This is a genomic window from Streptomyces sp. CS113 (genome assembly GCF_002188365.1).
GTDB classification, from domain to species: Bacteria; Actinomycetota; Actinomycetes; order Streptomycetales; family Streptomycetaceae; genus Streptomyces; species Streptomyces tendae.
This window is the reverse complement of sequence record NZ_KZ195574.1, coordinates 7,213,472-7,237,254: the sequence shown is the minus strand read 5'-3', so window position 1 is coordinate 7,237,254 and position 23,783 is coordinate 7,213,472. Positions and strand designations below refer to the sequence as shown.

At 74.3% G+C, this 23,783-nt stretch carries 26 protein-coding genes; 15 read left to right on the top strand and 11 right to left on the bottom strand.

Annotation, left to right across the window (positions count from 1 at the left end; genetic code table 11):
- Positions 1–143: 143 nt before the first annotated feature.
- Positions 144–644, top strand: a complete 501-nt coding sequence (locus B9W62_RS32585) for a Rieske (2Fe-2S) protein (RefSeq protein ID WP_087810501.1) — start codon at positions 144–146, stop codon at positions 642–644.
- Positions 641–1,108: a pyridoxamine 5'-phosphate oxidase family protein gene (locus tag B9W62_RS32580; RefSeq protein ID WP_179235787.1), complete on the top strand. Its 468-nt coding sequence runs from the start codon at positions 641–643 to the stop codon at positions 1,106–1,108. Before B9W62_RS32585 ends, B9W62_RS32580 begins: the two co-directional genes overlap by 4 nt.
- Before the next feature lie 63 nt (positions 1,109–1,171).
- Here the strand turns inward: B9W62_RS32580 and B9W62_RS32575 are convergent, their stop codons facing one another.
- Complete coding sequence (locus tag B9W62_RS32575; RefSeq protein WP_087810500.1) at positions 1,172–2,083, bottom strand: LysR family transcriptional regulator; 912 nt, start codon at positions 2,081–2,083, stop codon at positions 1,172–1,174.
- A 74-nt stretch (positions 2,084–2,157) separates the two neighbouring features.
- Here B9W62_RS32575 and B9W62_RS32570 point away from each other — a divergent pair, with 74 nt between their 5' ends.
- Positions 2,158–3,150, top strand: a complete 993-nt coding sequence (locus tag B9W62_RS32570; protein WP_179235786.1) for a DMT family transporter — start codon at positions 2,158–2,160, stop codon at positions 3,148–3,150.
- Positions 3,151–3,229: 79 nt separating this feature from the next.
- Here the strand turns inward: B9W62_RS32570 and B9W62_RS32565 are convergent, their stop codons facing one another.
- The gene (locus B9W62_RS32565) at positions 3,230–4,564 is read right to left on the bottom strand and encodes an aminotransferase class I/II-fold pyridoxal phosphate-dependent enzyme (RefSeq protein WP_087810498.1); all 1,335 of its coding nucleotides are present in this window, start codon (positions 4,562–4,564) and stop codon (positions 3,230–3,232) included.
- A 35-nt stretch (positions 4,565–4,599) separates the two neighbouring features.
- Here B9W62_RS32565 and B9W62_RS32560 point away from each other — a divergent pair, with 35 nt between their 5' ends.
- A complete protein-coding gene (locus B9W62_RS32560; RefSeq protein ID WP_087810497.1) occupies positions 4,600–5,286 on the top strand; it encodes a pyridoxamine 5'-phosphate oxidase family protein in 687 nt (228 codons plus the stop codon).
- A gap of 80 nt (positions 5,287–5,366) precedes the next feature.
- On the opposite strand, the gene B9W62_RS32555 is transcribed toward B9W62_RS32560, so the two are convergent.
- The 3 genes from B9W62_RS32555 to B9W62_RS32545 form a co-directional block, all read right to left on the bottom strand.
- Complete coding sequence (locus tag B9W62_RS32555) at positions 5,367–6,317, bottom strand: DMT family transporter (RefSeq protein ID WP_087810496.1); 951 nt, start codon at positions 6,315–6,317, stop codon at positions 5,367–5,369.
- A gap of 188 nt (positions 6,318–6,505) precedes the next feature.
- Positions 6,506–7,510, bottom strand: coding sequence for an EamA family transporter (locus B9W62_RS32550; protein ID WP_087810495.1), 1,005 nt, complete (start codon positions 7,508–7,510; stop codon positions 6,506–6,508).
- Between the two features lie 99 nt (positions 7,511–7,609).
- The gene (locus B9W62_RS32545; protein WP_087810494.1) at positions 7,610–8,149 is read right to left on the bottom strand and encodes a Clp protease N-terminal domain-containing protein; all 540 of its coding nucleotides are present in this window, start codon (positions 8,147–8,149) and stop codon (positions 7,610–7,612) included.
- 220 nt (positions 8,150–8,369) lie between these two features.
- Between B9W62_RS32545 and B9W62_RS32540 the strand changes: the two genes are divergently transcribed.
- A complete protein-coding gene (locus B9W62_RS32540; protein ID WP_087810493.1) occupies positions 8,370–8,537 on the top strand; it encodes a hypothetical protein in 168 nt (55 codons plus the stop codon).
- Positions 8,538–8,651: 114 nt separating this feature from the next.
- Here the strand turns inward: B9W62_RS32540 and B9W62_RS32535 are convergent, their stop codons facing one another.
- The 3 genes from B9W62_RS32535 to B9W62_RS32525 are packed head-to-tail and all read right to left on the bottom strand — an operon-like array spanning position 8,652 to position 11,150.
- On the bottom strand, positions 8,652–9,314 hold the full coding sequence (locus tag B9W62_RS32535) for a PadR family transcriptional regulator (protein ID WP_087812197.1): 663 nt from the start codon (positions 9,312–9,314) through the stop codon (positions 8,652–8,654).
- Positions 9,315–9,339: 25 nt separating this feature from the next.
- Complete coding sequence (locus tag B9W62_RS32530) at positions 9,340–10,062, bottom strand: ABC transporter ATP-binding protein (RefSeq protein WP_087810492.1); 723 nt, start codon at positions 10,060–10,062, stop codon at positions 9,340–9,342.
- Complete coding sequence (locus tag B9W62_RS32525; protein WP_087810491.1) at positions 10,059–11,150, bottom strand: ABC transporter permease; 1,092 nt, start codon at positions 11,148–11,150, stop codon at positions 10,059–10,061. The genes B9W62_RS32530 and B9W62_RS32525 overlap by 4 nt, the downstream gene beginning before the upstream one ends.
- A gap of 172 nt (positions 11,151–11,322) precedes the next feature.
- On the opposite strand from B9W62_RS32525, the gene B9W62_RS32520 reads away from it, so the two are divergent.
- From B9W62_RS32520 to B9W62_RS32510, 3 genes are all read left to right on the top strand, one after another.
- Positions 11,323–12,555, top strand: coding sequence for a sensor histidine kinase (locus B9W62_RS32520; RefSeq protein ID WP_256976658.1), 1,233 nt, complete (start codon positions 11,323–11,325; stop codon positions 12,553–12,555).
- Positions 12,552–13,187 (top strand): response regulator, encoded by a 636-nt coding sequence (locus B9W62_RS32515; protein ID WP_087810489.1) that lies wholly within the window; start codon positions 12,552–12,554, stop codon positions 13,185–13,187. Before B9W62_RS32520 ends, B9W62_RS32515 begins: the two co-directional genes overlap by 4 nt.
- 98 nt (positions 13,188–13,285) lie before the next feature.
- A complete protein-coding gene (locus B9W62_RS32510) occupies positions 13,286–14,095 on the top strand; it encodes a PhzF family phenazine biosynthesis protein (protein ID WP_087810488.1) in 810 nt (269 codons plus the stop codon).
- Between the two features lie 46 nt (positions 14,096–14,141).
- Here B9W62_RS32510 and B9W62_RS32505 read toward each other — a convergent pair whose 3' ends face one another.
- Both B9W62_RS32505 and B9W62_RS32500 read right to left on the bottom strand, forming a co-directional pair.
- Positions 14,142–14,969: a CPBP family intramembrane glutamic endopeptidase gene (locus B9W62_RS32505; protein WP_087810487.1), complete on the bottom strand. Its 828-nt coding sequence runs from the start codon at positions 14,967–14,969 to the stop codon at positions 14,142–14,144.
- Between the two features lie 81 nt (positions 14,970–15,050).
- Positions 15,051–16,568, bottom strand: a complete 1,518-nt coding sequence (locus tag B9W62_RS32500) for a glutamate-cysteine ligase family protein (RefSeq protein WP_087810486.1) — start codon at positions 16,566–16,568, stop codon at positions 15,051–15,053.
- A gap of 563 nt (positions 16,569–17,131) precedes the next feature.
- On the opposite strand from B9W62_RS32500, the gene B9W62_RS32495 reads away from it, so the two are divergent.
- The 3 genes from B9W62_RS32495 (at position 17,132) to B9W62_RS32485 (ending at position 19,531) form a co-directional block, all read left to right on the top strand.
- Positions 17,132–17,716 (top strand): hypothetical protein, encoded by a 585-nt coding sequence (locus B9W62_RS32495; RefSeq protein WP_179235785.1) that lies wholly within the window; start codon positions 17,132–17,134, stop codon positions 17,714–17,716.
- Between the two features lie 321 nt (positions 17,717–18,037).
- Entirely contained in the window at positions 18,038–18,241 is a 204-nt protein-coding gene (locus B9W62_RS32490) for a DUF5999 family protein (RefSeq protein WP_007388206.1), read from the top strand.
- A gap of 225 nt (positions 18,242–18,466) precedes the next feature.
- Positions 18,467–19,531 carry a LacI family DNA-binding transcriptional regulator gene (locus B9W62_RS32485; protein ID WP_087810484.1) on the top strand — a complete coding sequence of 355 codons (1,065 nt, stop codon included), beginning with the start codon at positions 18,467–18,469 and terminating at the stop codon, positions 19,529–19,531.
- A gap of 9 nt (positions 19,532–19,540) precedes the next feature.
- Here B9W62_RS32485 and B9W62_RS32480 read toward each other — a convergent pair whose 3' ends face one another.
- A complete protein-coding gene (locus tag B9W62_RS32480; protein ID WP_087810483.1) occupies positions 19,541–20,137 on the bottom strand; it encodes a DUF1707 SHOCT-like domain-containing protein in 597 nt (198 codons plus the stop codon).
- A gap of 141 nt (positions 20,138–20,278) precedes the next feature.
- Here B9W62_RS32480 and B9W62_RS32475 point away from each other — a divergent pair, with 141 nt between their 5' ends.
- The 4 genes from B9W62_RS32475 to B9W62_RS32460 all read left to right on the top strand — a co-directional run bounded on the left by B9W62_RS32475 (position 20,279) and on the right by B9W62_RS32460 (position 23,751).
- The gene (locus tag B9W62_RS32475; protein ID WP_087810482.1) at positions 20,279–20,674 is read left to right on the top strand and encodes a TOBE domain-containing protein; all 396 of its coding nucleotides are present in this window, start codon (positions 20,279–20,281) and stop codon (positions 20,672–20,674) included.
- Positions 20,675–20,883: 209 nt separating this feature from the next.
- Positions 20,884–21,714 (top strand): molybdate ABC transporter substrate-binding protein, encoded by an 831-nt coding sequence (modA, locus tag B9W62_RS32470; RefSeq protein WP_087810481.1) that lies wholly within the window; start codon positions 20,884–20,886, stop codon positions 21,712–21,714.
- On the top strand, positions 21,711–22,571 hold the full coding sequence (gene modB / locus B9W62_RS32465; RefSeq protein WP_087810480.1) for a molybdate ABC transporter permease subunit: 861 nt from the start codon (positions 21,711–21,713) through the stop codon (positions 22,569–22,571). The genes modA and modB overlap by 4 nt, the downstream gene beginning before the upstream one ends.
- Positions 22,572–22,656: 85 nt before the next feature.
- Positions 22,657–23,751, top strand: a complete 1,095-nt coding sequence (locus B9W62_RS32460; protein WP_087810479.1) for an ABC transporter ATP-binding protein — start codon at positions 22,657–22,659, stop codon at positions 23,749–23,751.
- The last annotated feature ends 32 nt before the right edge of the window (positions 23,752–23,783 follow it).

Sequence of the window (23,783 nt, the reverse complement as noted above, 5' to 3'; positions counted from 1 at the left end):
CGCCCGGTACGACGCGTCCAGGTGCGCGCGGAACCGCTCGGCGGCCCGTCGGCCGTGGACGGCCGCCGGCGCTGAACAACGCGTGCCGCGGGGCCGTACCTCTCGGCAGATCATCACGCATCCACCCCGGAAGGGAACCCAGCATGACCAGCGCATCGTTTCATCCCGCAACGGGACCGGCCCGTCGTACCGTCGTGGCGGCGGCCGGAGCGGCGTCTCTCGGCGCCGTGCTGGCCGCCTGCGGAGGTTCGGACGACGACGCGTCCGGCGACACCGGCACCGCTCCCTCCGGCAGCCCCTCCCAGGAGGCGGGCGGCGGCGGTTCGGGCGGCGGGGAGAACGCGGGGGCCGCGGGGGCCGCCCTCGCGGCGACGGCCGACATACCCGAGGGCGGCGGGAAGGTCTTCCCCGACCAGAAGGTGGTGGTGACCCAGCCCGCGGCGGGCGACTTCAAGGCGTTCTCCGCCACCTGCACCCATCAGGGCTGCGCCGTGCGGAGCGTGGCCGACGGTCTCATCAACTGCCCGTGCCACAACAGCAGTTTCTCGATCACCGACGGCAGTGTGCAGGGCGGTCCCGCGCCCAAGCCGCTGCCCGCCGTGCAGATCACGGTCAGCGGGGACTCGATCCGGCTGGCCGGATGACCGTGGCGCAGCGCCGGGGGCGCAGGATCATGATGACCCCCGGCGAACTGGAGGCCTTCCTCACCACCCAGCGCACCTGCCGGGTCGCCACCGTCTCGGCCGACGGCGCCCCGCACGTGAGCACGCTCTGGTTCGTCTGGGACGGTGCCTCGATGTGGCTGTACTCGGTCGTGCGCAGCCGTCGCTGGACGGACCTGCGGCGCGATCCGCGGGTGGCGATCGTCGTGGACACCGGTGAGGAGTACGACGAGTTGCGGGGCGCGGAGCTGTCCGGCCGGGTGGAGTTCGTGGGCGAGGCGCCGCGCACCGGTCGGCTGTGCGCGGAACTCGACTTCCCGGAGACGCTGTTCGCCCGCAAGAACTTCGGCCTCCAGGAGATGCCGCACGACGGCCGGCACGCCTGGCTGCGGCTGACGCCGGAGAAGGTCGTCTCCTGGGACTTCCGCAAGCTGGCGTCCGGATAGCCCCGGCGGGCCCGGCGGCGGCCCGGCGGCCCGCCGCCGGGCACCTCCCCCGCCCCCGGTCGCTCACCCCGCCTCGCCCACCTCCCGCGCCGTGGCCCGCAGCGCGTCCACCGCCGCCCGGATCGACGGGCGGCGGTCGGCGTCCGCGCGCCAGACCACGTACACGTGCCGGCGCACCCGCTGCCTCAGCGGCACGGTGACCACGGCGGCGGGCATCGGGTGGCGCCCGAGCAGGGGCGCGATGCACACGCCGAGCCCCGCGGCGACCAGCCCGAGCTGGGTGTGGGTCTCGGCGGCGCGGTGGCCGACGATCGGCTCGATGCCTTTCGAACGCAGCGTGAACATCAGCCACTCGTGGCAGAACTCGCCCTCGCCCCACGTGATCCACTCGTCCTCGGCGAACTCGGCGAGGTCCACCTCGTCCCGGCCGGCGAGCCGGTGGCCGACGGGCATGGCGACGTCGGCGGGATCGTCCAGGAGCGGGGCCTTGACCAGGCCGTCGGGCAGCGGCATCGGCTTGTTGTACCAGTCGAGCACGACGGCCAGGTCCAGGTCGCCGCGGACCACGCCGTTGATGCCGCGCTCCGGCTCCAGCTCCGAGGAGCGGATGCGCAGCGCGGGGTGCTCGGTGCGCAAGGTGGCCAGCGCGGCGGGGAAGAGTCCGCGGGCGGCCGTCGGGAACGCCGACAACCGCAGCTCGCCCGCCACCTGGCCGCGCTGCGCCTCCAGGTCCGCCTGGGCCAGCTCGACCTGGGAGAGGATACGGGCCGCGTGCTCGGCGAGCAGCCGGCCGGCGTCCGTGAGGCGCACGCCCCGCCCGTTCTTGGCGAGCAGCCGCTGACCGGCTTCGCGCTCCAGCTTGGCCATCTGCTGCGAGACGGCCGAGGTGGTGATGTGCAGTCCGGCCGCGGCGCCGCTGACCGATCCGTGCCGGGCGAAGGCGTCGAGGGTCCGCAGGCGCTCCAGGTTCAACATGTAAGCGATGCTACGAGATATTCCGTGCGAAATCTCGATTGTGCTACGAGGTGTGCTGCTTCATCGTTGCCTGCATGAGCAGCAGCGCCGCGTCCCCATCCGTCCCCTCCCCGGCCCGCCGTGTCCTCGACTGGCGGCTGCGGTTCGGGGCCCTCTCCCTCGTCTGGGGTTTCAGCTTCCTCTTCATGAAGGTGGGCACCGAGAGCTTCGCCCCGTTCCAGGTCACGCTCGGACGGCTGGCGTTCGGCACGGCGGTGGTCGCCGCGGCGATGGCGGTGAAGCGGGAGCGGCTTCCGCGCGGCGCGTGGACGTGGGTGCATCTCATGGTCGCCGGATTCCTCCTCAACGCGCTGCCGTTCTCCCTGTTCGCCTTCTCGGAGCTGACCATCCCGTCGTCGCTGGCGGGCATCTGCAACGCGACCTCGCCGCTGTGGGGCATGGCCCTGTCGCTGGTCGCCCTGTCCGAGGACCGTCCGACGCGCCGCCGGGTGGCCGGTCTCGGCATCGGTTTCCTCGGCGTCCTGACGGTGCTGGGCGTCTGGCAGGGCTTCCACGGCCTCGACGTCACGGGCACGGCGCTGGCCCTGCTGGCCTCGTTCAGCTACCCGGTCGGCTGGATCTACGTCCGCCGCACCCTGGCCGGCTCCAGCCACTCCCACCTGTCGCTGACCGGCGCCCAGCTGGGCCTGGCCACCCTGCAACTGGCGGTCGTGACACCGCTGTTCACCTCGGTGCCGACCAGCTTCCCGTTGCTCCCGCTGCTGGCGGTCGCGGCCCTGGGCGTCCTCGGCACCGGGCTGGCCTTCCTGATCCAGTACGACCTGGTCGCCGAGATCGGCCCGACGACCGCCCAGATGGTCACCTACTTCACGCCGGTCATCGCCACGGCAGCGGGCGTCGCGCTGCTCGGCGAGTCGCTGTCCTGGTCGACACCCCTCGGCGCGGCCGTCGTCCTGGCCGGGGCGGCACTGACCCAGTCCCGCCCCAGGGCCGACCGCGACGGGCACACGCCCGCACCGGCGCGCCGGGCGTCGCCGTCGGGGGCACGCCAAGGGTCCCGGGTCTGAGGAGCAGCCCGACGCCAAGGGTCCCGGGCCTGAGGAGCAGCCCGACGCCAAGGGTCCCGGGCCTGAGGAGCAGCCCGGCTCAGACGTAGCTCCGGGGCGGCCCCGCGCCCGGCCCCACCGCCGCCGCGACCGCCGCCGCCAGCGGTCCGGCCTCCTCCCCCAGCGTCGAGACGGTGATCCGGATGCCGGGCGGCGCGGCCAGCCGGAAGCGGGCGCCGGGGGCCACGGCCCACCCGGCGTGCAGGAGCCGGGCCACGGCACCGGTCTCGTCCGGCACCGGGATCCACACGTTCATGCCGCTGCGCCCCTGCCCGGTGACCCCGTGCTCGGCCAGGGCACCGAGGAGCGCGTCCCGGCGCCGCCCGTACACCCCCGCCACGGCGCGGGCGTCCACCGCGCCGTCGGCCCACAGCCGGGCCACCGCCCGCTGGGTGATGCGGCTGACCCAGCCGGGGCCGAGCCGCTGCCGCCCGCGCACCCGGTCGAGCGTGACGACGTCGCCGGTGAGCACGGCGAGCCGCAGGTCGGGACCGCAGGCCTTGGCGGCGGAGCGGACGAAGGCCCAGCTGCGGGTCGTACCGGCGAGCGGGTGCAGCGGGAGGTCGACGATGCCGTGGCCGTGGTCGTCCTCGATGAGCAGCGTCCCGGGGTGGTCGCGCAGGACGGACCGCAGGGCACGCGCGCGTGCCGGGCCCACGGCGGCGCCCGTCGGGTTCTGCGCGCGGTCCGTGACCACCAGGGCGCGGGCGCCGGCCGCGAGGACCCGGCGCACGTCCTCGGGCAGCGGCCCCTGGTCGTCGACGCCGACGGGGACCGTGCGCAGGCCGAGCGCCGGCACCAGGTCGAGGAGGCTGCCCCAGCCGGGATCCTCGACGGCGACGGCGTCGCCGGGCTTGAGGTGGGCCCCGAGGACCCGCTCCATCGCGTCCAGCGAGCCGGACGTCACCACCACCGGCCCGTCCGGCACACCGTCCGCGTCCAGTTCGGCCCGCGCGACGCGGGCCAGCTTTGGGTCCACGGGCGCGTGCCCGTACAGCACCGGTTCGCGGTCGCCCTGCCCGGCCGCCGCGGCGAAGACCGGGCCCAGCGCGGGCAGCAGCGCCGGGTCCGGATTGCCGTCGGACACGTCGCGCACCCCCGCGGGCACCTCGACGCGGATGAACTCCCGCCCGGTGGTGGCCGGCATCGCGCGCACCCGGCTGCCCCGCCGCCCGGCCGTCTCGATGACCCCGCGTTCCCGCAGGGTGCGGTAGGCGGCGGCGACGGTGTTCGGGTTCACCCCGAGGCGCTCGGCCAGCTCCCGCATCGGCGGCAGGGGTTGCCCCGGCCGCAGTTCTCCCGAGCCCACCGCACGCTCGACGCTCGCGGAAATCTCCGCTGCGCCCCGCCCTGTGATCCGATACTCTCCTAGCACAAAGACAATTATGCACTAGTGCAATGGAGAGTGTCATGCAGGGGACCACGGGGACACCGTCGCAGCCGACCGGCACCTACCCGCCCACCGACCGCACCGTCCCCACCCGCTCCCCGGACCGGGCGTCCTACGACAGGGAGCTGGTGCACTCGATACTCGACGAGGGCTACGTCTGCCATCTCGGCTTCGTCCGCGACGGCGCCCCGGTGGTCCTGCCGACGCTGTACGGCCGGGTGGGCGAGCGGCTCTACGTGCACGGCTCGACGGGCTCGCGTCCGCTGCGGATGACGGGCGCGACCGACCCGGGGCTGCCGGTCTGCCTGACGGTGACGCACGTGGACGCGCTGGTGCTGGCCCGCTCGGCCTTCCACCACTCCATCAACTACCGGTCGGTGGTGGTGCACGGCACGGCGTACGAGGTGACGGACCCCGAGGAGCGGCGCACGGCCCTGGACGCCCTGGTCGACCACGTCGTCCCGGGCCGCTCCCGCGACTCGCGGCCGGCCGACAAGAAGGAGCTGGCCGCCACCGCAGTGATCCGCCTCGACCTGGACGAGGTCTCCGCCAAGCTCCGCACCGGCGGGGTGAACGACGAGCCGGAGGACCTCGCCCTCCCGCACTGGGCCGGTCTCGTCCCGCTGCGCAAGGGGTACGGGGCTCCGGTCGCCGACCCGGACCTGGCGCCCGGGACGGCGCTGCCCGACTACCTGTCGGCCGGGTGACACCGGCCCGCGCCGGGGGCGCGGGGCCCAACCGCATCACCATCTACGGCATCGACCTGCCTCGGGAGGGGCTCCCGCCGTCACGCGGGCGCGGGCCGCGTCCGCGCGTCCCGTGCCGCCCGTGTCTCCGCCACCGCGAGCCCCGCGACCGAGCCGAGCATCAGCAGCGTGCCCGCCAGGGTCGCCGCCGTGAGGTGTTCGCCGAGCAGCAGGACGGCGAGCGCCGCGGCGCTGACCGGCTCCAGGAGCATGATCACGGAGACGGTCGCGGACCGGACGACGGCCGCACCGGCGAAGTACAGCCCGTAGGCGAGCGCGGTCGGGACGGCGGCGACGTACGCGAGGAGCCACAGGAGCTGGACCGGTTCGGCGGTGTGCGGCACCAGGCCCTCGACCAGCGCGAGCGGCAGCAGGCACAGGCTCGTGACGGCGAACGCCCCCACCGACGTGCCGGCCGCGTCCGCCCCGCCGTCCCGCCCCCACCAGCGGGTGAGCAGCGTCATCACCGAGTACCCGACGGCGGACAGCAGCGCGAGGAGCACACCCGGCAGGCGGACGGTCGTACCCCCGCCGCCGAGGACGAGCACCACGAGCCCGGCGAGCGCGCCGACGACCGCCGCGGCGCCGCCCGACCCCAGGTGCTCACCGAGGGCGAGGCGCGCGCCGAGGGCGATCAGCACGGGCCCCGCGCCGAGGGTGACGACGGTGGCCACGGCGAGACCGGTGGACTGCACGGCGGCGAAGTAGGCGGTCTGGAACACCGCGAGCCCCAGACCGGTGATGACGGCCCGCAGCGCCTTGCGGGCGAACGGTTCACGGACGGCCGGGCGCACCCGCCGGCTCAGCGGGCGGGCGGCGAGCAGCAGCACGAGCCCCGCCGCGCACCGCCAGAACGACAGCGCGACGGGGCCCATGTCGCTGGCGCGGTAGACCAGCGAGGCGGCGGCACCGGCGGTGCCCCAGGCGACACCGGCGACGATCAGATAGAGGAGGCCACGCCCGACGGGCAGGCCGGAGACGGCATTCGACACGAGTTCTCTCCGCAGACGCGCACGAGGCGCGGAAAGTTCGGAGCGTCCTGGAACGACCGGGACGCGGGGACCTTCGTCTGCGGGCAGCACCGTCCGGCCCGGCGACAGCGCGCCGGGCTGGTCACAGGGGCCCGCCTCAGGCGGCCGGAGGCGGGAGGACGAGTGCGTCGGAATGCATGATCCGCACCCTAGGTCGCCGTCCCCCGGCTCGACAACTCCCTTTCGGGCCCGCCACTGGCCACCGGGTCCGCGGAGCCCTTCGCCGGGGTCGAGGACTGGGCGATGAAGGCGCCGGCCAGCACCACGACGCCGCCGACGATCTGCGGGGCGGAGAGGTGCTCGCCGAGCAGCACCCAGGCCAGCACGGTCGCGATGACCGCTTCGAGGCAGGCCACGACTCCGGCGACCTGCGGCGACAGCCGGCGCACGGCGACGATGCCGGTGACGTAGGCGAGCACGGTGGCGATGAGTACGACCCAGGCCAGCAGCAGGGCGGCGGCGACGGGGGTGCCGTCCATGGGGGCGGTGCCGCCGAGCACGGACCAGTCCATGGACCAGGGCCGGGCGACGAGGGTGAGCACGGCGGCGCCGACGAGCAGGCCGTAGGCGATGACGCCGAGCGGATCGGGCGCCTCGTCGCCGGCGTCGCTGCCCTGGTCGGACAGGACGAAGTAGCCGACCTGGCAGCAGGCGGCGCCGAGGGCGAGCAGCAGTCCGAGCGCGTCGAAGCCCAGCCCCGACCAGACCTCGACCACGCAGGCGAGGCCGCCGACCGCCAGGACCACGCCGACCGCGGCGGCCCGCGTGACCGGCCGCCGCTGCACGAACCGCACCCAGCCGAGGACCAGGGCGGGCGCCAGGTACTCGACGAGCAGCGCGACGCCCACCGGGATGCGGGAGATGGCCGCGAAGTAGCAGGCCTGCACACCGGCCACGGCGAGCAGGCCGTACCCGGCGACGAGGGCGGGGCGGCGGCGCGGCAGCGCGCGGTGGCGCACGGCGAGCGGCAGCATCACCAGGGCCGCGCCGGCCACCCGCAGCCAGACCACGTGGAGCGGATCGAGTCCGGCCTCGATCAGCGGCTTGGCCGCGACTCCGGATCCTCCGAAGGCGACCGCGGAGGCCAGTGCCAGGCCGAGCCCGGTGCCCTTGCCGCGGCTGCCGTGAGCGCTGTCAGACGTATGCACCGGCACATGATGACAGGGGTCGACATGACCGTCACCCCCAATGACACCTGTCTCACCGACTGGACGGCCGAGTGGCACCTTGGGGCGGGAGGAACGGGCGGGACTTCAGGGGGTCGCCTCGAAATGGCTCTCCACCCGGGCGAGCACGGCGTGCGGTTCGACGGCGGCACGGGCCAGCACCTCGACGGCGCGGGTCCGCGGGTCCGCGACCAGGGCGGCGAGCAGGTCCACGCCACCGGCCCGGATGGCTCCGCGACGGGCGGCGCGGGCACAGGCGTCCTCCATGGCCGCCGCGGCCGGCGGGGAGAACCCGGCGGCGCCGGTCACCACGGGGACGGCGCCGGAGTCCTCCACGGAACTCTGCCAGCGCAGGCCGTAGCCGATGCTGCGCTGCACCAGGTAGCCGAGGACGCGGGCGATCCGTGGTCCGTCGCCGAGCAGCTCACGGGCCTCCGCGTCGCACTCCAGCAGCGAGTGCAGCAGATGGGCCGTGTCGATCTGCCGGTCCCCGTCCCGCACCGCCCGGCGGCGGGCGCCGGAGACCGCCGAGGCCAGTTCCGCGCTGAACCGGTCATCGTGGTCGGTGCCGTCCGGCCACCGGCCGCCTTGCTCGCCGGCCGACTGCCGGGGGATACGGGGTTGCACATCTCCCAGCTCATCAGTCCCGCGGGGCCCGGTCATCCCCGAGGGGAAGCATTTCGTCGTCCCACACAGAGTGGACCCGCCGGGCCGGAATCTCCTCCTTGCGGATGAGATCAGGCCGTTTCGGCCGGCCGGGCGCGCGCCGCCTTGCCGCGCGCCCCCCGGGGCAACCGAAACGCTTGCTCGCGGGTCGAACCGGGACATGAGGAGCAGGTGCTGGCTCGTGGCACTGCCCGCCGTGGACGGCAGGCAGTACGTGTACCGGGTGGACGCCCCCGCGGAGGCGCTGCTCGCCGACCTGTTCTGGGACGCCTGGCACTGCCACGACGAGAGCACCTTTCCGCGCGCGTGGGACGTCTTCGACGCGGCGGTGATACGGCGGGTCGACTGAGCGCTCCGCACACGGAGGTGCCCCGCGGATCCACTCCGCGGGGCACCTCCTTGAGCCACCTCTTTCGGAAGCGTCGCTTTCGGCGGCGCCGGCCCTCGTCGGACCCGTCCGCCGTCAGTCCTCGTCGGCGAGGATCAGGTACAGCTTCTTGCGGGCGTCGCCGATGACGGCGAGCGCCTTCTCCCGCTGCTCCTTGCTGCCGGTCTTCCAGACCTGGCCGAAGGCCTCCATCAGCCCGAAACCGGCCTGACGGATGTCGTTGAGAGCCTCCCAGTCGACGCCCCGCGAGGCCTCCTCCCAGGGCGCCTCCGGACCCTCCTCGGCCGCGGTGCGGCCCGCCTCGGTGAGCGCGAAGAGCTTCTTGCCGCCTTCGCTCTCACTGGCGATCAGCCCCTCGTCCTCCAGCAGCTGGAGGGTGGGGTACACCGAACCGGGGCTGGGCTTCCACGCCCCGCCGCTGCGCTCGGCGATCTCCTGGATCATCTCGTAGCCGTGCATCGGCCGGTCCTTCAGGAGGGCCAGGATCGACGCCCGCACGTCGCCCCGCCGTGCCCTCCCCCTGGGCCCGCCGCGCCCTCGGCCGCCCCAGGGGCCCCCTTGGCCGAATCCCGGCCCGAAGGGACCGCCGGGACCGCCGCCGGGACCGCCCGGCCCGAAGGGGCCGAACGCCGCACGCCGGCCCTCGAAGCCGCCGCGGCCGAAGGGCCCGAACGCGCCGCCCTCTCCGGGGCCGGGGCCGTGTCCACCGTGTCCACGCTCGTATCCGTGGTTACGCATCGCCATCACTCCATTCAGTCGTTGATCAGTCGCGATGCCTCAACGATATATCGGAACGTATCGCGGCGCAAGCGTCTGCCGACGGACGGAGGCGGCCGTCGTGGACCTCGGCGATCCGGTCGACGGCGGTGAGGTGGGTCCGGTCGTGGGTGACCAGGACGGTGGCGCTCGCCCAGTGGTGGGTGAGGCGGGCGATCAGGTCGATGACGGCGGCGCCGCGTTCGTGGTCGAGGGCGCTGGTGGGTTCGTCGACCAGGAGGACGGTGGGGTCGTTCATCAGGGCCCGCGCGAGGGCGACGCGCTGACGCTGGCCGCCGGAGAGCTGATGGGGACGGCGGCCCGCCTGGCCGGCCAGCCCGACCGCGTCCAGGAGCTCCATCGCCCGGCTCCGGGCCGAGCGCGGCCTGCGGCCGTCGATCACGGCCATGACCTGCAACTGCTCGACCGCGGTGAGCGACGGCAGCAGGTTGGCCTGCTGGAAGACGATGCCGATCCGGCGGCGCCGCAGCGTGGTCAGCTCACCGCGGCTCAGACCGGTGGTGGGGGTGCCGTCCACGGTGACGGTCCCGGCGTCGGGTGCGATGAGGGTGGCGGCGACGGCCAGCAGGCTGGACTTGCCCGAGCCGGAGGGGCCGACCACGGCGGTCAGGCTGCCCCCGGGGACCTGGAGGCTGACCCGGTCGAGCGCGGTCAGGCGCTCCCCGCCGTCGGGGTAGGTGAGGGTCACGTCGGTCAGGTTCAGGCTCATCGGGCGCTCCCCAGGGCGGTCAGCGGGTCGACGGAGGTGATCCGGCGGATGGACAGGGCGGCTCCGAGGGCGCCGAGGAGGACCGTCACGGCGGCCGGGACGAGGACGGTCGCGGGCGTGAGGAGGAAGGGCACGGCCGAGCCCGCGACGAGCGCCCCAAGGGCGGCGGCGAGGCCGGTGCCGACGAGGGTGCCGCCGACCAGCAGGACGACGGCCTGGCCGAGGGCGTCCTTGAGGAGATGGGCGGTGGAGGCGCCGAGCGCCTTGAGGACGGCGATGTCACCGCCGCGCTGGATGGTCCACACGGTGAAGAAGGCGCCGACGACGAGGGCGGAGATGGCGAACAGGAAGCCGCGCATCAGCTGGAGAGAGCCGTTCTCGGAGGTGTAGGAGCCGATCGCGGACAGCGAGTCGGCGGTGGTGACCGTCCTGGTGCCGGCCTGTTCGTCGACGGCCGCCACGTCGGCCCCGTGGGTGGTGCTCAGCGCGATGACGGTGGCCGTGGGACCGTCTCCGCCGCCGTCGTCGTCGGGAGGAGCGGCCTTCCGCCACACGTCCAGGCTGGTCCAGACGACCGGGGTGTGGCTGAAGGAGGCGTCGCCGCGCACCGCGGCCACGCTCAGCCGCTGCCCGGCGAGGGCGAAGGAGTCGCCGGGCCGCACGCCGAGGTCCTCGGCGGCCGTGGTGGACAGCACCGCCGCGCCGTCGTCGATCCGGCCGCCGTCGGGGGCGAGGCGGGAGCCGGGCCGCACGCCGAAGGCGGAGACGCCGGTACTCCGGTCCCCCGCGGTGGCCTTGGTGGTGGTGATGCCGAGCGGTTCGGCTCGCTCGACGCCGGGGGCCCGGGACCACAGCCGCCACTGCCGCTCGGTGACCGTGGAGTCGGCGTACGACAGGTCGCCGCCGCGGGGCACCTGGAAGGCGATCCGGTCGGCGGGCAGTCCCGTGATCGCGGAGGTGTTCTGCCGGCCGAGCCCCGCCGTCAGTCCGGACAGCAGTCCCACCAGCAGGGTGATCAGCACGATGACGGTCCCCATCAGGGCGAAGCGCCCCTTGGCGAAGGTGAGGTCTCTCCAGGCGACGAACACGGCCCCGGCCTGTCCTTTCCAGAGGTGGATGCGGTACGCCCCCACCGTCGCCGTCGGCACCCCGCCCGCGCGTCCCGCGCAGGACCGCACTTCACGGGCCGGAAGGCGGCACGCGGGTTGTACCTTTCGGCGGAGGCCGCCGGGCGCCGCCTTTCGTAGCCTGGGACGCACTGTGAACCCTTCCGCCCCCGCGAGCCCTTCCGCCCCCGCCCTGACTCCGACCACCCGCGCCCTGGCCTGGTGCCTGCACCTGCTGGTCGTCGGTCTGCTCGTCCTGGTCGCCGTCCGGGCCGTGACCGACGGCCGGCCGCACGCCGGGGCGATCGCCGCCGTGGCGGCGGCGTGCGGCCTGGCGTACGCGGCCGGGCCGGTGCTGCCCCGTGTCCGGCTCGTCCGGCGGGCCGCCGCCTGGTGGCTGGCTGCCGTGGGCGCCGTATGGCTGGTGCTGCTGGCGCTCTCCCCCGAGGCGGTGTGGGTGGCCTTCCCGCTGTACTTCCTCCAGCTCCACCTGCTGTCGCGCCGGGCCGGCCTGGCCGCCGTGAGCCTCACCGCCGTGGCCGCCGTCGCCGGATACGCCGCCCACACCGGCTCCTTCGGTCCCGCCATGGTGATCGGACCCACGCTCGGTGCCGCCGTCGCCGTCGCGGTGGTGTGGGGATACCAGGCCCTGTACCGCGAGAGCGAGCGGCGCAGGCGCCTGATCGAGGAGCTCACCGCCACCCGTGCCGACCTCGCCCGCGCCCAGCACACCGCCGGGGTGCTCGCCGAGCGCGAGCGGCTGGCCCGGGAGATCCACGACACCCTCGCCCAGGGCCTGTCCAGCATCCAGTTGCTGCTGCGCGCCGCCGAGCGCGCCCTGCCGGGGCGGCCGGACGCCGCCGCCGGACACGTCGTGGCGGCCCGGCAGGCCGCCGTGGACAACCTGGCCGAGGCCCGCCGCTTCGTCGCCGCCCTGACCCCGCCCACCCTGGAGGGCACGACCCTGGCCGGCGCCCTGGAACGCCTGTGCGCCACGACGTCGGCCCGGCACCGGATCACCGCCCGCTTCCGGGCCACCGGCACCCCCGCGCCGCTGCCCACCGCCCACGAGGTCGCCCTCCTGCGGGTCGCGCAGTCCGCCCTCGCCAACACCGTCCGCCACGCCGGCGCCACCACGGCCGAGCTCACCCTCAGCCACCTCGGCGACCGGGTCGCCCTCGACGTCGTCGACGACGGCAGCGGCTTCGATCCCGCCGAGCCGCCCCCTGCCGACCCCGAGGCGGGCGGCTTCGGCCTGGCCGCCATGCGGGCCCGGCTGGACGCCCTCGGCGGCACCCTGACCATCGAGTCCGCGCCCGGCCACGGCACCGCCCTGGCCGCCCGGCTGCCCCTCACTCCGCCCACCGAACTCGAGGCCTGCCCGTGACCGACACCCCCATCCGCCTGCTCCTGGCCGACGACCACCCCGTGGTGCGGGCCGGGCTGCGCGCCGTACTGGAGACCGAGCCCGGCATGCTGGTGGTGGCCGAGGCGGCCACCGCCGAGGAGGCCGTCGCCCGCGCCGAGCGGGGGGACGTCGACGTCGTGCTCATGGACCTGCAATTCGGCAGGGGCATGAACGGCGCCGAGGCCACCGCCGCCATCGCCGCCCGCCCCGGGGCCCCGCGGGTCCTGATCGTCACCACGTACGACTCCGACGCCGACACCCTGCCCGCCATCGAGGCCGGGGCGACGGGCTACCTCCTCAAGGACGCGCCGCCCGAGGACCTCGCGGACGCCGTACGCACCGCCGCCGCCGGACGCACCGCCCTCGCCCCCGCCGTCGCCGACCGGCTCATGAACCGGCTGCGCACCCCCGGCACCACGCTGACCCGACGCGAGACCGAGGTGCTTGCGCTGGTGGCCGGCGGCCTGTCCAACCAGGCCGTCGGGGACCGCCTCCACCTCACCGAGGGCACCGTCAAGTCACATCTGGCCCGCGTCTACGCCAAGCTCGGCGTCGACTCGCGCACCGCCGCCGTCGCCACCGCGACGTCCCTCGGGCTGATCCGCCGCTGACCGGGCACGAGACGGACCCGCCGATCCCGCGAAAAGCGGTCCAGCACTCCGGAATTGGCCTTGGTCCGCGGCCCTCGCCGGGGCTCTAGCGTCGGGGCATGCGCATCCGAATCGTCGACGCCTTCACCGACCGCCCCTTCGCCGGCAACCCCGCCGGGGTCCTGCTCCTCGACGCCTTCCCGGACGACGACCGGCTCCAGCGGGTCGCCCTGGAGGTCAATCACTCCGAGACGGCGTTCGCCCACCGCCTGCCGACGGGCGGCGAGGCGGACTGGGCGCTGCGCTGGTTCACGCCGGCCACCGAGGTCGCGATGTGCGGCCACGCCACGCTCGCCACGGCCCACGTCCTGCACACCACCGGCGCCCACGAAGGGCCGGTGCGGTTCGCCACCCGCAGCGGCGTCCTGACCGCGACACCGCGCGAGGACGGTTCGATCACCCTGGACTTCCCGACCGCGCCCCTCACACCGGTCGAGACCCCGGCGGGTGTCGCCGAGGCCCTGGGCGCCGAGCCCCGTACGGTTTTGGACACCGGGCCGAACATCGGGGACCTGCTGGTGGAGGTCGCCGACGAGAAGACGGTCCGCGCCCTGACCCCGGACCTCGAGGCACTGGCCGCCCACTCCGAGCGCGGCGTCATCGCCACCGCCCGCGCCGAGGACCCGGCCCGCGGCTACGACTACGTCTCCCGCTGCTTCTTCCCCAACGTCGGCGTCGACGAGGACCCGGTCACCGGCAGCGCCCACACGGCGCTGGCCCCCTTCTGGTCCGAGCGCCTCGGCCGCCCCGGCCTCACCGGGCTCCAGGCGTCGTCCCGCTCCGGCCGGGTGCGTACGGAACTGCGCGGTGCGCGCACGCTGCTGAGCGGGCACGCGGTGACGGTGATCGACGGCGAGCTGCTGGTCTGATCCGATCGGCGCCCTGCTCCCCGCCAAGGGGGGCGGGCCCCGGCGGTCACGCCGTCGGCAGCCAGTCCACCTTCCCGGCGAGCAGTCCGTAGCCGACGAAGGCCCCGATGTCGAGCAGCGAGTGCGCCACCACCAGCGGCCCCACGCGGCCCCAACGGCGGTAGAGGAGGACGAACACCACGCCCATCACCATGTTGCCGACGAACCCGCCGATCCCCTGGTAGAGGTGGTACGACCCGCGCAGCACCGAACTGGCCGCCAGTGACGCGCCCGCTCCCCAGCCGAGCTGGTCCAGCCGGCGCAGCAGGTAGCCGACGACGATGACCTCCTCCAGGACGGAGTTCTGCACCGCCGAGAGGATCAGGACGGGGTACTTCCACCACACGTCGGGCAGGGCCTCGGGCACCACGGTGAGGTTGAAGCCGAGGCCGCGCGCGGCGAGGTAGAAGGCGATGCCGGTGCTGCCGATGACGGCGGCGACGGCGGCCCCGCGGCCCAGGTCCGGCCAGGGACGGGTGCGGTCGAAGCCGAGGGTGCGCAGACTGCGCCCCTCGCGCAGCAGGAAGTGCGCGACGAGGGCCACCGGGACGAGCGCCGTGGTGATCCCGAAGAGCTGCCAGGCCAGGTCGAGCCAGGGGCGGCCGGGCGCCGCGGAGGCGTTGAGGGTGGCCGCCTGGTCCTTGAGGCCGCCCGGCCGGGTGACCGAGCCGATGAAGCTGATCAGCGCGGACACACCGCTCGCACCGAGCGACAGCGCGAGGACGAGCAGCGTCTCGTCACGCAGGATCCGCCGTGAGAGCCGCTCCTCGGTCAAGGGCTGTTCGCCGAGTCGTTTCTGAGGGAACGCATCGTCCACCGGGCCCGCCTCCGCCATGCACACCTGCCTCCAGCTCGGACGTCACAGCTTGCCCGATGAGTACGGGGCGGCGCGCGGCGGGGGCGGACGGCGCGGCGGTCAGCTCAGCGGCACCGGTTCCGGCAGGCCCACCGGCCACCGGTGCACCGGGTCGCCCTCGCGCATCAGCTCGACGTAGCGGCGGGTCGTGGCGGCCAGCGCGGCCTCCCGGGACAGACCCGCCTCCAGCGCCCGGTGGAAGGTGGCCGCCTGCCAGGACGCGCCGTTGACCCGGCGTCGGCACCGCTCCTCGATCACGCCGAGGTAGAGGTCCCGGTCCGCGGGCTCCACCCCCCACGCGTCGAGACCGGCCGCGGCGAGCGGCAGCAGTTCGTCGCGTACGAGGACGGCGGCGTCGACCTCGTTGGTGCCGCCCAGCCGGCCGCGCCGGGGCCACTCGAAACGGGCGTCGATGCCGTGGCGGCACGCGGCCTCGAAGTTGGCGGCGGCGGCCTCGAACGGGAGCCGGGTCCACACCGGTCGGGGTTCGTCGGCCAGTGCGCGCACGACCCCGTAGTAGAAGGCCGCGTTGGCGATGACGTCGGTGACGGTGGGGCCCGCGGGCAGTACGCGGTTCTCGACGCGCAGGTGCGGGACGCCGTCGGCGATGTCGTAGACGGGGCGGTTCCAGCGGTAGACGGTGCCGTTGTGCAGGACGAGTTCGGACAGCGCGGGCACACCGCCCGCGTCCAGGACGTCCAGCGGGTCCTCGTCGTCGCAGATCGGCAGCAGCGCCGGGAAGTAGCGCCGGTTCTCCTCGAAGAGGTCGTACGCCGAGGTCACCCAGCGCTCGCCGAACCAGGTGCGCGGCCGCACGCCCTGGGCCTGGAGTTCGGGCGGGCGGGTGTCGGTGGACTGCTGGAACAGCGGGGGCCGGGACTCGCGCCACAGTTCGCGCCCGAAGAGGAAGGGCGCGTTGGCGCCGACGGCGATCTGGGCGGCCGTGACGGCCTGGGCCGCGTTCCACACGTCGGCGAAGCGGTCCGGGGTGACCTGGAGGTGGAGCTGCACCGAGGTGCAGGCGGCCTCGGGGGCGATGGACTTGGAGGTGCAGGTCAGGCGCTCGACGCCCTCGATGTCGAGGGTGAAGTCCTCGCCGCGGGCGGCCACGATCTGTTCGTTGAGCAGGGCGTACCGGTCGACGGCGGAGAGATTGGACGAGACCAGGTCGTCCCGGTCCAGCGTCGGCAGAATGCCGATCATCGCGATTCCCGCGTCCACCTCGCCCGCCTTGCGGTCCGCATATGCCAAGGACGTACGGATCTCCTCGGCGAGCCGGTCGAATACCCGGCCGCCCAGACGGTGGGGAGCAATGTTGACCTCCAGGTTGAACATGGCGAGTTCTGTCTGGAAGTCCCGGCTCGCGATGCGCTCGAGGACTTGCGCATTCAACATTTTCGGCATCCCGTCGGCACCGACGAGATTCAATTCGATCTCCAGCCCCATCAGGTTCTTCGGGCGGTCGAACCGCTTCTCCGCCAGAAGTCGCTCCAGGCCCGTCAGGCACCGCTGGAGCTTCTCGCGGTAGCGCTGGCGATCGGACAGGTCGAACTGACCTGCCACGACCTTCTCCCCCATGGAAGAGTCCCTTCTCGGAGCGATGAGTGGAAGATCCGGCCCGCCGCTGTCCGGTGGCCGGTCAGGTGGGATGATGCCCCGCCGAAGCGATCGATAACGTCCCCGCGCCGACCCGGCAGCCGCTACGCTGTGCCGGTGTGACCGGTGGCACATTCACCGGGCATGGCGCGTCGAGCAGTTTCCCGGGCCGGCAACTCGTGAAAAACGCCGACGACAATTGGCCGACCGCTCGGTGAACATTCCCCGAGGTCATCGCCGTACACCTGGCCCGAAATACGGAGGAATACCGCATCCCGACGGCCGAATTCAGCCTTGTACTCGTTGCCGGAATCGGCTAGCCGAAACACAGTCTGAACACATGTCGTATAAACTCCGCGGACAAGGCAGCGGATCGGCGCCCACGGTCGAAGGATCCCGCCGTCGAACTGACGCGCGGCAGGGCTCTCTCCCGCACCTCGGTTCCCGGCCCCGGCCCCTGCCTTCCCCAGCCCTGTGAGCCGACAGCGTCGTCCGCCCAGCTCCGCCCTCGCGCCACCGTGCCTTCGAATGAGAGGCGACCCATCATGCCCCTGCGAGCCCCCCAGGCCCCCGCGCCCGCCCTGCGCTCCGTCCTCACCGCCCTCTCCTCGCCCACCGCGGTCCGCGAGGCCCGGACCCCCGCGCTGCTCGACGCCCAGGGACCCGTCACACCCGAACTGCCGTTGCCCGTGCATGTGCTCGACCGGGTCACGGCGGAGGGCGTGGCGGCGACGCGACTGGCCGGCTGGCGGTTCCACCTCCGGTGCGGCGACCGGACCGTGGCGGCGGCCGAGACGAGGCTGACCCCCGACGGCTGGACGTTCTCGCACTTCTTCGAAGGCCCCTACGTCGCCTCGACCGAGCGGGCGCTGCGGCAGGCCGAGTCGGTGCCCCAGTCCTGCCAGCCGCGGCTGCTGTCGGTTCCCGAGCTGTACATGCTCACCCTGTGGCTGCACGGCGACTGCGCCGCGGACCCCGCGTCCGGGCACCCCGCGGCCACCGACCTGCTGGTGCCGCTGGCGCCGGCCCCGCCCGGCATCGCGGCGCACCGGCCGCACCGGGTCGCCGAACTGCTGCCGGTGCTCACGGACCGGGTGACGCCGACGCGGCTGCTGGGTTCTCCCGCCTGATCCGTCCCCGCCGCCCCGCCGGCCTGGAGCCGTCGCCGCCCCCGCCGGCCCGCAGCCCCGCCCGACCCGCGCGGACTAGCCCCATTCGGCCATGCCGAACCATCCGAAGTGACAGTGCAGTTGCGCTGAACCGTCCGCGCGGGTGACGCGTCATCAACCTGTGAGAAGCGGTGCTGCCAAATACCTGCGGATCGACGTCCGTGGGGCAACACTGGGTTCGGACGAATCAAACAACGGGGGGCGGCCATGAACGAGGCTTCACGCCGCGGCACAGACCAGAGCACGAACTCATCCATCACCACAGACCGAGAGACCCCACTCATGTGTCAGCACCAGCCACCGTGCCCCTCAGCCGTCTCCGCCGACCGGGAGTCCGCCCGTCTCGTGGCGCACCACCCGGAGCAGGGCTGGAGCCTGCTGTGCAACGGTGTCGTCCTCTTCGAGGACACCGGTGAGCTACTGCCGGACGGTCGCGCCATCGCCCCGCACCGCCCGGTCGGCGCGGGCCTGACGACCGCCGCCTGACCACCGGCCGGGCGGTGTCACCCCGCCCGGAGCAGCACGGGGCCGGCCCGTAGCCACGGCTGCGCACCGGCCCCCACGCGCGTCCCGGCCCGGTCACTCCGCGTGTCCTACCCGGCCCGACACGGTGACGGCCCGGTTTCCTGGCCCGGCACTCCTTCCCCCGGGCGTGCCGTTTCCGGAAGACTCCCGGAGGTTTCGCGGTCGGTGTCGGCGGAGGTGGGGGAAGTGGCAGCAGACGAGCTCCGGGCGGGAACGACCGCCGGCCGCCGGGGCAGGGTCACGATCACGGACATCGCCCGCCGCGCGGGTGTCTCGGTGCCGACCGTGTCCCGGGTCGTGAACGGCCGCTCGGACGTGTCGCCCGGGACCAGGGCGCGGGTGGAGGAACTGCTGCGCCGCCACGGGTACCGCAAGCGCGCCGCGGCCCCCGGCCGCCGGGCCGCCCTGATCGACCTGGTCTTCAACGACCTGGACAGCCCCTGGGCCGTGGAGATCATCCGCGGGGTCGAGGAGGTGGCCCGCGCCGCCGGGGTCGGCACCGTGGTCTCCACGGTCCACGGACGCTCGGGCGACGCCCGTCAGTGGATGCTCAACCTGCGGGCCCGTGCCTCCGACGGCGTCGTCCTCGTCACCTCGGCCCTGGATCCGGTGCTCCACCAGCAGTTGCGCATCCTCGGCGTACCGCTGGTCGTCGTCGACCCCGCCGGCGCCCCCGCCCGGGACGTGCCCACCGTCGGCGCCGCGAACCGGTCGGGCGGCCTGCTGGCCACCGAGCACCTGCTGGCGCTGGGGCATCGCCGGATCGGCCTGATCGCCGGGCCGCCGCGGCTGCTGTGCTCACGCGCCCGTCACGACGGCTACCGCGCCGCACTGGACGGCGCGGGCGTCGCCGTCGACGAGGACCTGATCGTCCCCGGCGACTTCCGCCACGCGTCCGGCTTCGCGGCCTGCGAGGCCCTGCTGGAGCTGCCCGAGCCGCCGACGGCCGTCTTCGCGGCCGGCGACCAGATGGCACTGGGCGCGATCGAGGCGCTGCGCCGGCGGGGGCTGAGGGTGCCGCAGGACATGAGCGTCGTCGGCTTCGACGACCTTCCGGAGGTCCGCTGGTCGGCACCGCCCCTGACGACCGTGCGCCAGCCGCTCGCCGACATGGGCAGGACGGCCGCGCGCACGGTGCTCAGCCGGACCCGCGACGAACATCCGGACCCGGCACGGGTCGAACTGCCCACGGACCTGATCGTGCGCTCCAGCACGGCGCCGCCGCCCGCTCCCGCGGCGGCCCCCGGCTGAGCGCCCCCGCTACGACCGGCGTCCCAGCCTGCGGCGCGGCGAGCGCACCACGACCTGCCCCCAGCTGATTTCGCCCGTGATCTCCACCCTCAGCACCACGGGCACTCCCGTGTCGACGGCCCGCGGCGTCTTCACCTCGGCGTAGCTCGTCGCCAGGGAGTCGGTGTCCACCACGATGCCGGGCCGGGTCACGACCTTCAGCGCTCCGGCCCGCATGTCGAGATCGATGTGGAGGGTGTCGTGCGTGATCACGGCTCGCGCGAGATCGAGCGTCACCTCGCCCCAGGCCGACCGGATCTCCATCCGCCGCGGCACCACCCAGCCCTCGCCCCGCCGGGTGGACGCCCCCTGCTGGTCGATGCGGACCACGTCCTTGGCCGCCGGGCCCGGAACGCGGTCCGCCGCGGCCGGCAGGTCGGCGGTGAGGGCGGCCAGCTCCGCCTGGGTGCGCGCGGTGAGCGCCGCCCCCACCCGCTCGTCCAGCTCCTCGGCGGTCAGCCGGCCGTCGCCGGCGGCGGCGCTCAGTACGTCCACGGCCCGGTCCCGGTCCGCGTGCGAGGCCCGGAGCGCGGGCGTCGCGTCTTCCTGCGAGGGCTGCACCGACATAGCTCGAACCCCGATCTCCCCTGGCGTCCCGCGAACGCCCGGCCACTGTGGCAGACTGACGCCGACTAACGCTATATCGCGTTATACCCAACGGCCAACCCCGCGTCCACCGCTCCACCCCCGCGGCCTATCGTGACCGGCATGCAGTCCTACACGATCGGCCGGGCGGCGCGGCTGCTCGGCGTCAGCCCGGACACCGCGCGCCGCTGGGCCGACGCGGGCCGGATCGCCACCCACCGCGACGAGGGCGGACGGCGCGTCGTCGACGGGCGCGACCTGGCCGCGTTCTCGGTCGAACTGGCCCGCTCCGGCGGCGCCGACGAGGAGACCCCGCACACCTCGGTCCGCAACGCGTTCCCCGGGATCGTGACCGCGATCAAGCTCGGCGATGTCGCGGCCCAGGTCGAGATCCAGGCCGGCCCGCACCGGCTCGTCTCCCTGCTGACCAGGGAGGCGGTGGAGGAACTCGGCCTGGAGGTCGGCGTGGAGGCCACCGCCCGGGTGAAGTCGACGAATGTCCATATCGACCGGACGTGAGCGAGTGACCGGCGACGAGCGCAAGCTCGTACAGCGCCGACCGTGCGAACGCACATGCCAGCCTTTCGCCGCGCACACCTCGCTCATGCGATGCGACAGGAGACATACCCCTCGCACATGCGGAAGTATGATCGGCGCAACGGGGGGCTCCGGTCGCTCGGCCGCCGAGCCGTCGGCCCCCGCCCAGGACGCCGAGGGAGTGGCCCGTGATGACCCGTTCCGTGCGCAGGACCCACCGCATCCGCCGTACCGCGCGGGTGGCCGGCGCGGGGGCCGCGGCGCTGCTCGCGCTGAGCGCCTGCTCGTCGTCCTCGGGCTCGGACGCGGACTCCGCCGGCACCTCGTCGTCCTCCGTCCCGAAGCTCTCCGGTCAAGTCACCGTCTTCGCCGCGGCCTCGCTCAAGGAGAGCTTCACGGCGCTCGGCGAGACCTTCGAGAAGCAGCACCCGGGCACCGAGGTCACCTTCAACTTCGCAGGCAGTGACACCCTCGCCGCCAGCATCACCGGCGGCGCCCCGGCGGACGTGTTCGCCTCCGCCAGCCCGAAGACGATGGCCACCGTCACCGACGCCGGGGCCGCGGCCGGCACCCCCGCCACCTTCGTGCGCAACCAACTGGAGATCGCCACGCCGCCCGGCAACCCGGATCACGTCTCCTCCCTGAAGGACCTCACCGCATCCGGCCTCAAGGTCGTGCTGTGCGACAAGACCGTGCCGTGCGGGGCGGCGGCCCAGAAGGCCCTGGACGCCGGCGGCCTCGAACTCACCCCGGTCTCCTACGAGCAGGACGTCAAGGCCGCCCTGACCAAGGTCGAACTGAAGGAGGCGGACGCTGCGGTCGTCTACAGGACCGATGTGAAGGCGGCCGGCGACAAGGTGACGGGCGTCGACTTCCCCGAGTCGGCCAAGGCGGTCAACGACTACCCGATCACCGTCCTCAAGGACGCCCCCAACACCGACGCGGCCCAGGCCTTCGTCGAGCTGGTGAAGTCCGCCGAGGGGCAGCGGGTCCTCACCGGCGCCGGGTTCCGCACGCCGTGACCGGGACCGCCGGAAAGACGCCCGCACCGGCCGGGGCCGGTCCGGTGGCCGGCGGGCCGCGCCGTACCCGCCGCCGGGGACGCATGGTGCCGGTCCCTCTGCTGGTGCCCGCCCTGGTAGGCCTGGCCTTCCTGCTGCTGCCCCTGCTGGCCCTGGTGATCCGCGCCCCGTGGAGCGGCCTGCCGGAGCAGCTGTCCAGCCCCGGGGTGTGGCAGGCGCTGCGGCTGTCGCTGCTGTGCGCGACGTCCGCGACCGCGCTGAGCCTGCTCGTCGGCGTCCCCCTGGCCTGGCTGCTGGCCCGTACGGACTTCCCCGGCCGGGGGTTCGTCCGCGCGCTGGTGACGCTGCCGCTGGTACTGCCGCCGGTGGTGGGCGGTGTCGCGCTCCTGCTGGCGTTCGGGCGCAACGGCGTCGTCGGGCAGTGGCTCGAGGCCTGGTTCGGGATCACCCTGCCGTTCACGACGACGGGCGTCGTCCTCGCCGAGACGTTCGTGGCGATGCCGTTCCTGGTCATCAGTGTGGAGGGCACCCTGCGCGCCGCCGACCCGCGCTACGAGGAGGCCGCCACCACCCTGGGCGCCTCCCGCTTCACCGCGTTCCGCCGGGTGACGCTCCCGCTGATCGCGCCGGGCATCGCGGCGGGCGCCGTGCTGGCCTGGGCGCGGGCACTGGGCGAGTTCGGAGCGACGATCACGTTCGCGGGCAACTTCCCCGGCCGGACCCAGACCATGCCGCTGGCCGTCTACCTCGCCCTCCAGAACGACCCGGCGGCGGCGATCGCCCTCAGCCTGGTGCTGCTGGCCGTCTCCATCGCCGTCCTGGCAGGTCTGCGGGACCGCTGGATCAGGGCCTCGTGACCACCGGACGCGGCACCTCACCGGCCGTCCGGAAGCGGGCCGACACGACCACCCGGCAGGGCCGTCCGGCCCGGACGAGGGCGACATGACCGACACCGAGAACCCGACCGCCACGGACCCCTCCGGCGACGCGGCACCCGCCGGCGGCCTCGACGCCCGGCTCGTCGTGGACCGCGGCTCCTTCCGCCTGGACGTCGCGCTCGCCGCCGCGCCCGGCGACGTCGTGGCCCTCCTCGGGCCCAACGGCGCGGGCAAGACCACCGCCCTGCGCGCGCTCGCCGGGCTGGTCCCGCTCACCGGCGGTCACCTGCGCCTGGACGGCGCCGAGCTGGACCGTACGCCGCCGGAGGCCCGCCCGGTCGGCGTCGTCTTCCAGGACTACCTGCTCTTCCCGCACCTGACCGCCCTCGACAACGTGGCCTTCGGACCGCGCTGCCGAGGTGCGGGCAAGGCGGAGGCACGGACGCAGGCCGCGGCGTGGCTGGAGCGGATGGGTCTCGCCGAGCACGCGGGTGCCAAACCGCGCCGCCTCTCCGGAGGGCAGGCCCAGCGCGTCGCCTTGGCCCGCGCCCTGGCCACCCACCCGCGACTGCTGCTCCTGGACGAGCCCCTGGCGGCCCTGGACGCCCGGACCCGGCTGGAGGTGCGGGCCCGGCTCCGCCGCCATCTCGCCGCGTTCGAGGCCGTCGCCGTGTTGGTCACGCACGACCCGCTGGACGCCATGGTGCTGGCCGACCGGCTGGTCGTGGTGGAGGACGGCGCGGTCGTCCAGGAGGGCGGGCCCGCCGACATCGCCCGCCGGCCCCGTACGGACTACATCGCGCAGCTGGTCGGCCTGAACCTGTACCGGGGCCGGGCGGAGGGCCACACCGTGCGACTCGGCACGGGCCCCGCGATCACCACCAGCGAGGATCTCGCGGGCCCGGTCTTCGTCGCGTTCCCGCCGAGCGCCGTGACCCTGTACGGCGCGCGTCCCACCGGGTCCAGCGCCCGCAACCTGTGGCGCTGCGAGGTCGCGGGGATGGAGAGCCGCGGCGACCAGATCCGCGTGGGCCTCACCGGGGAACTCGCGCTCGCCGCCGACCTCACCACGGTCGCCGCGGCCGAGCTGGGCCTCCACCTGGGCGCACCGGTGTGGGCGACGGTCAAGGCGACGCAGACCCATGCATACCCGGCATAAGATCCTTGGCCGGGCCAGGGGGTGTCGTTTGG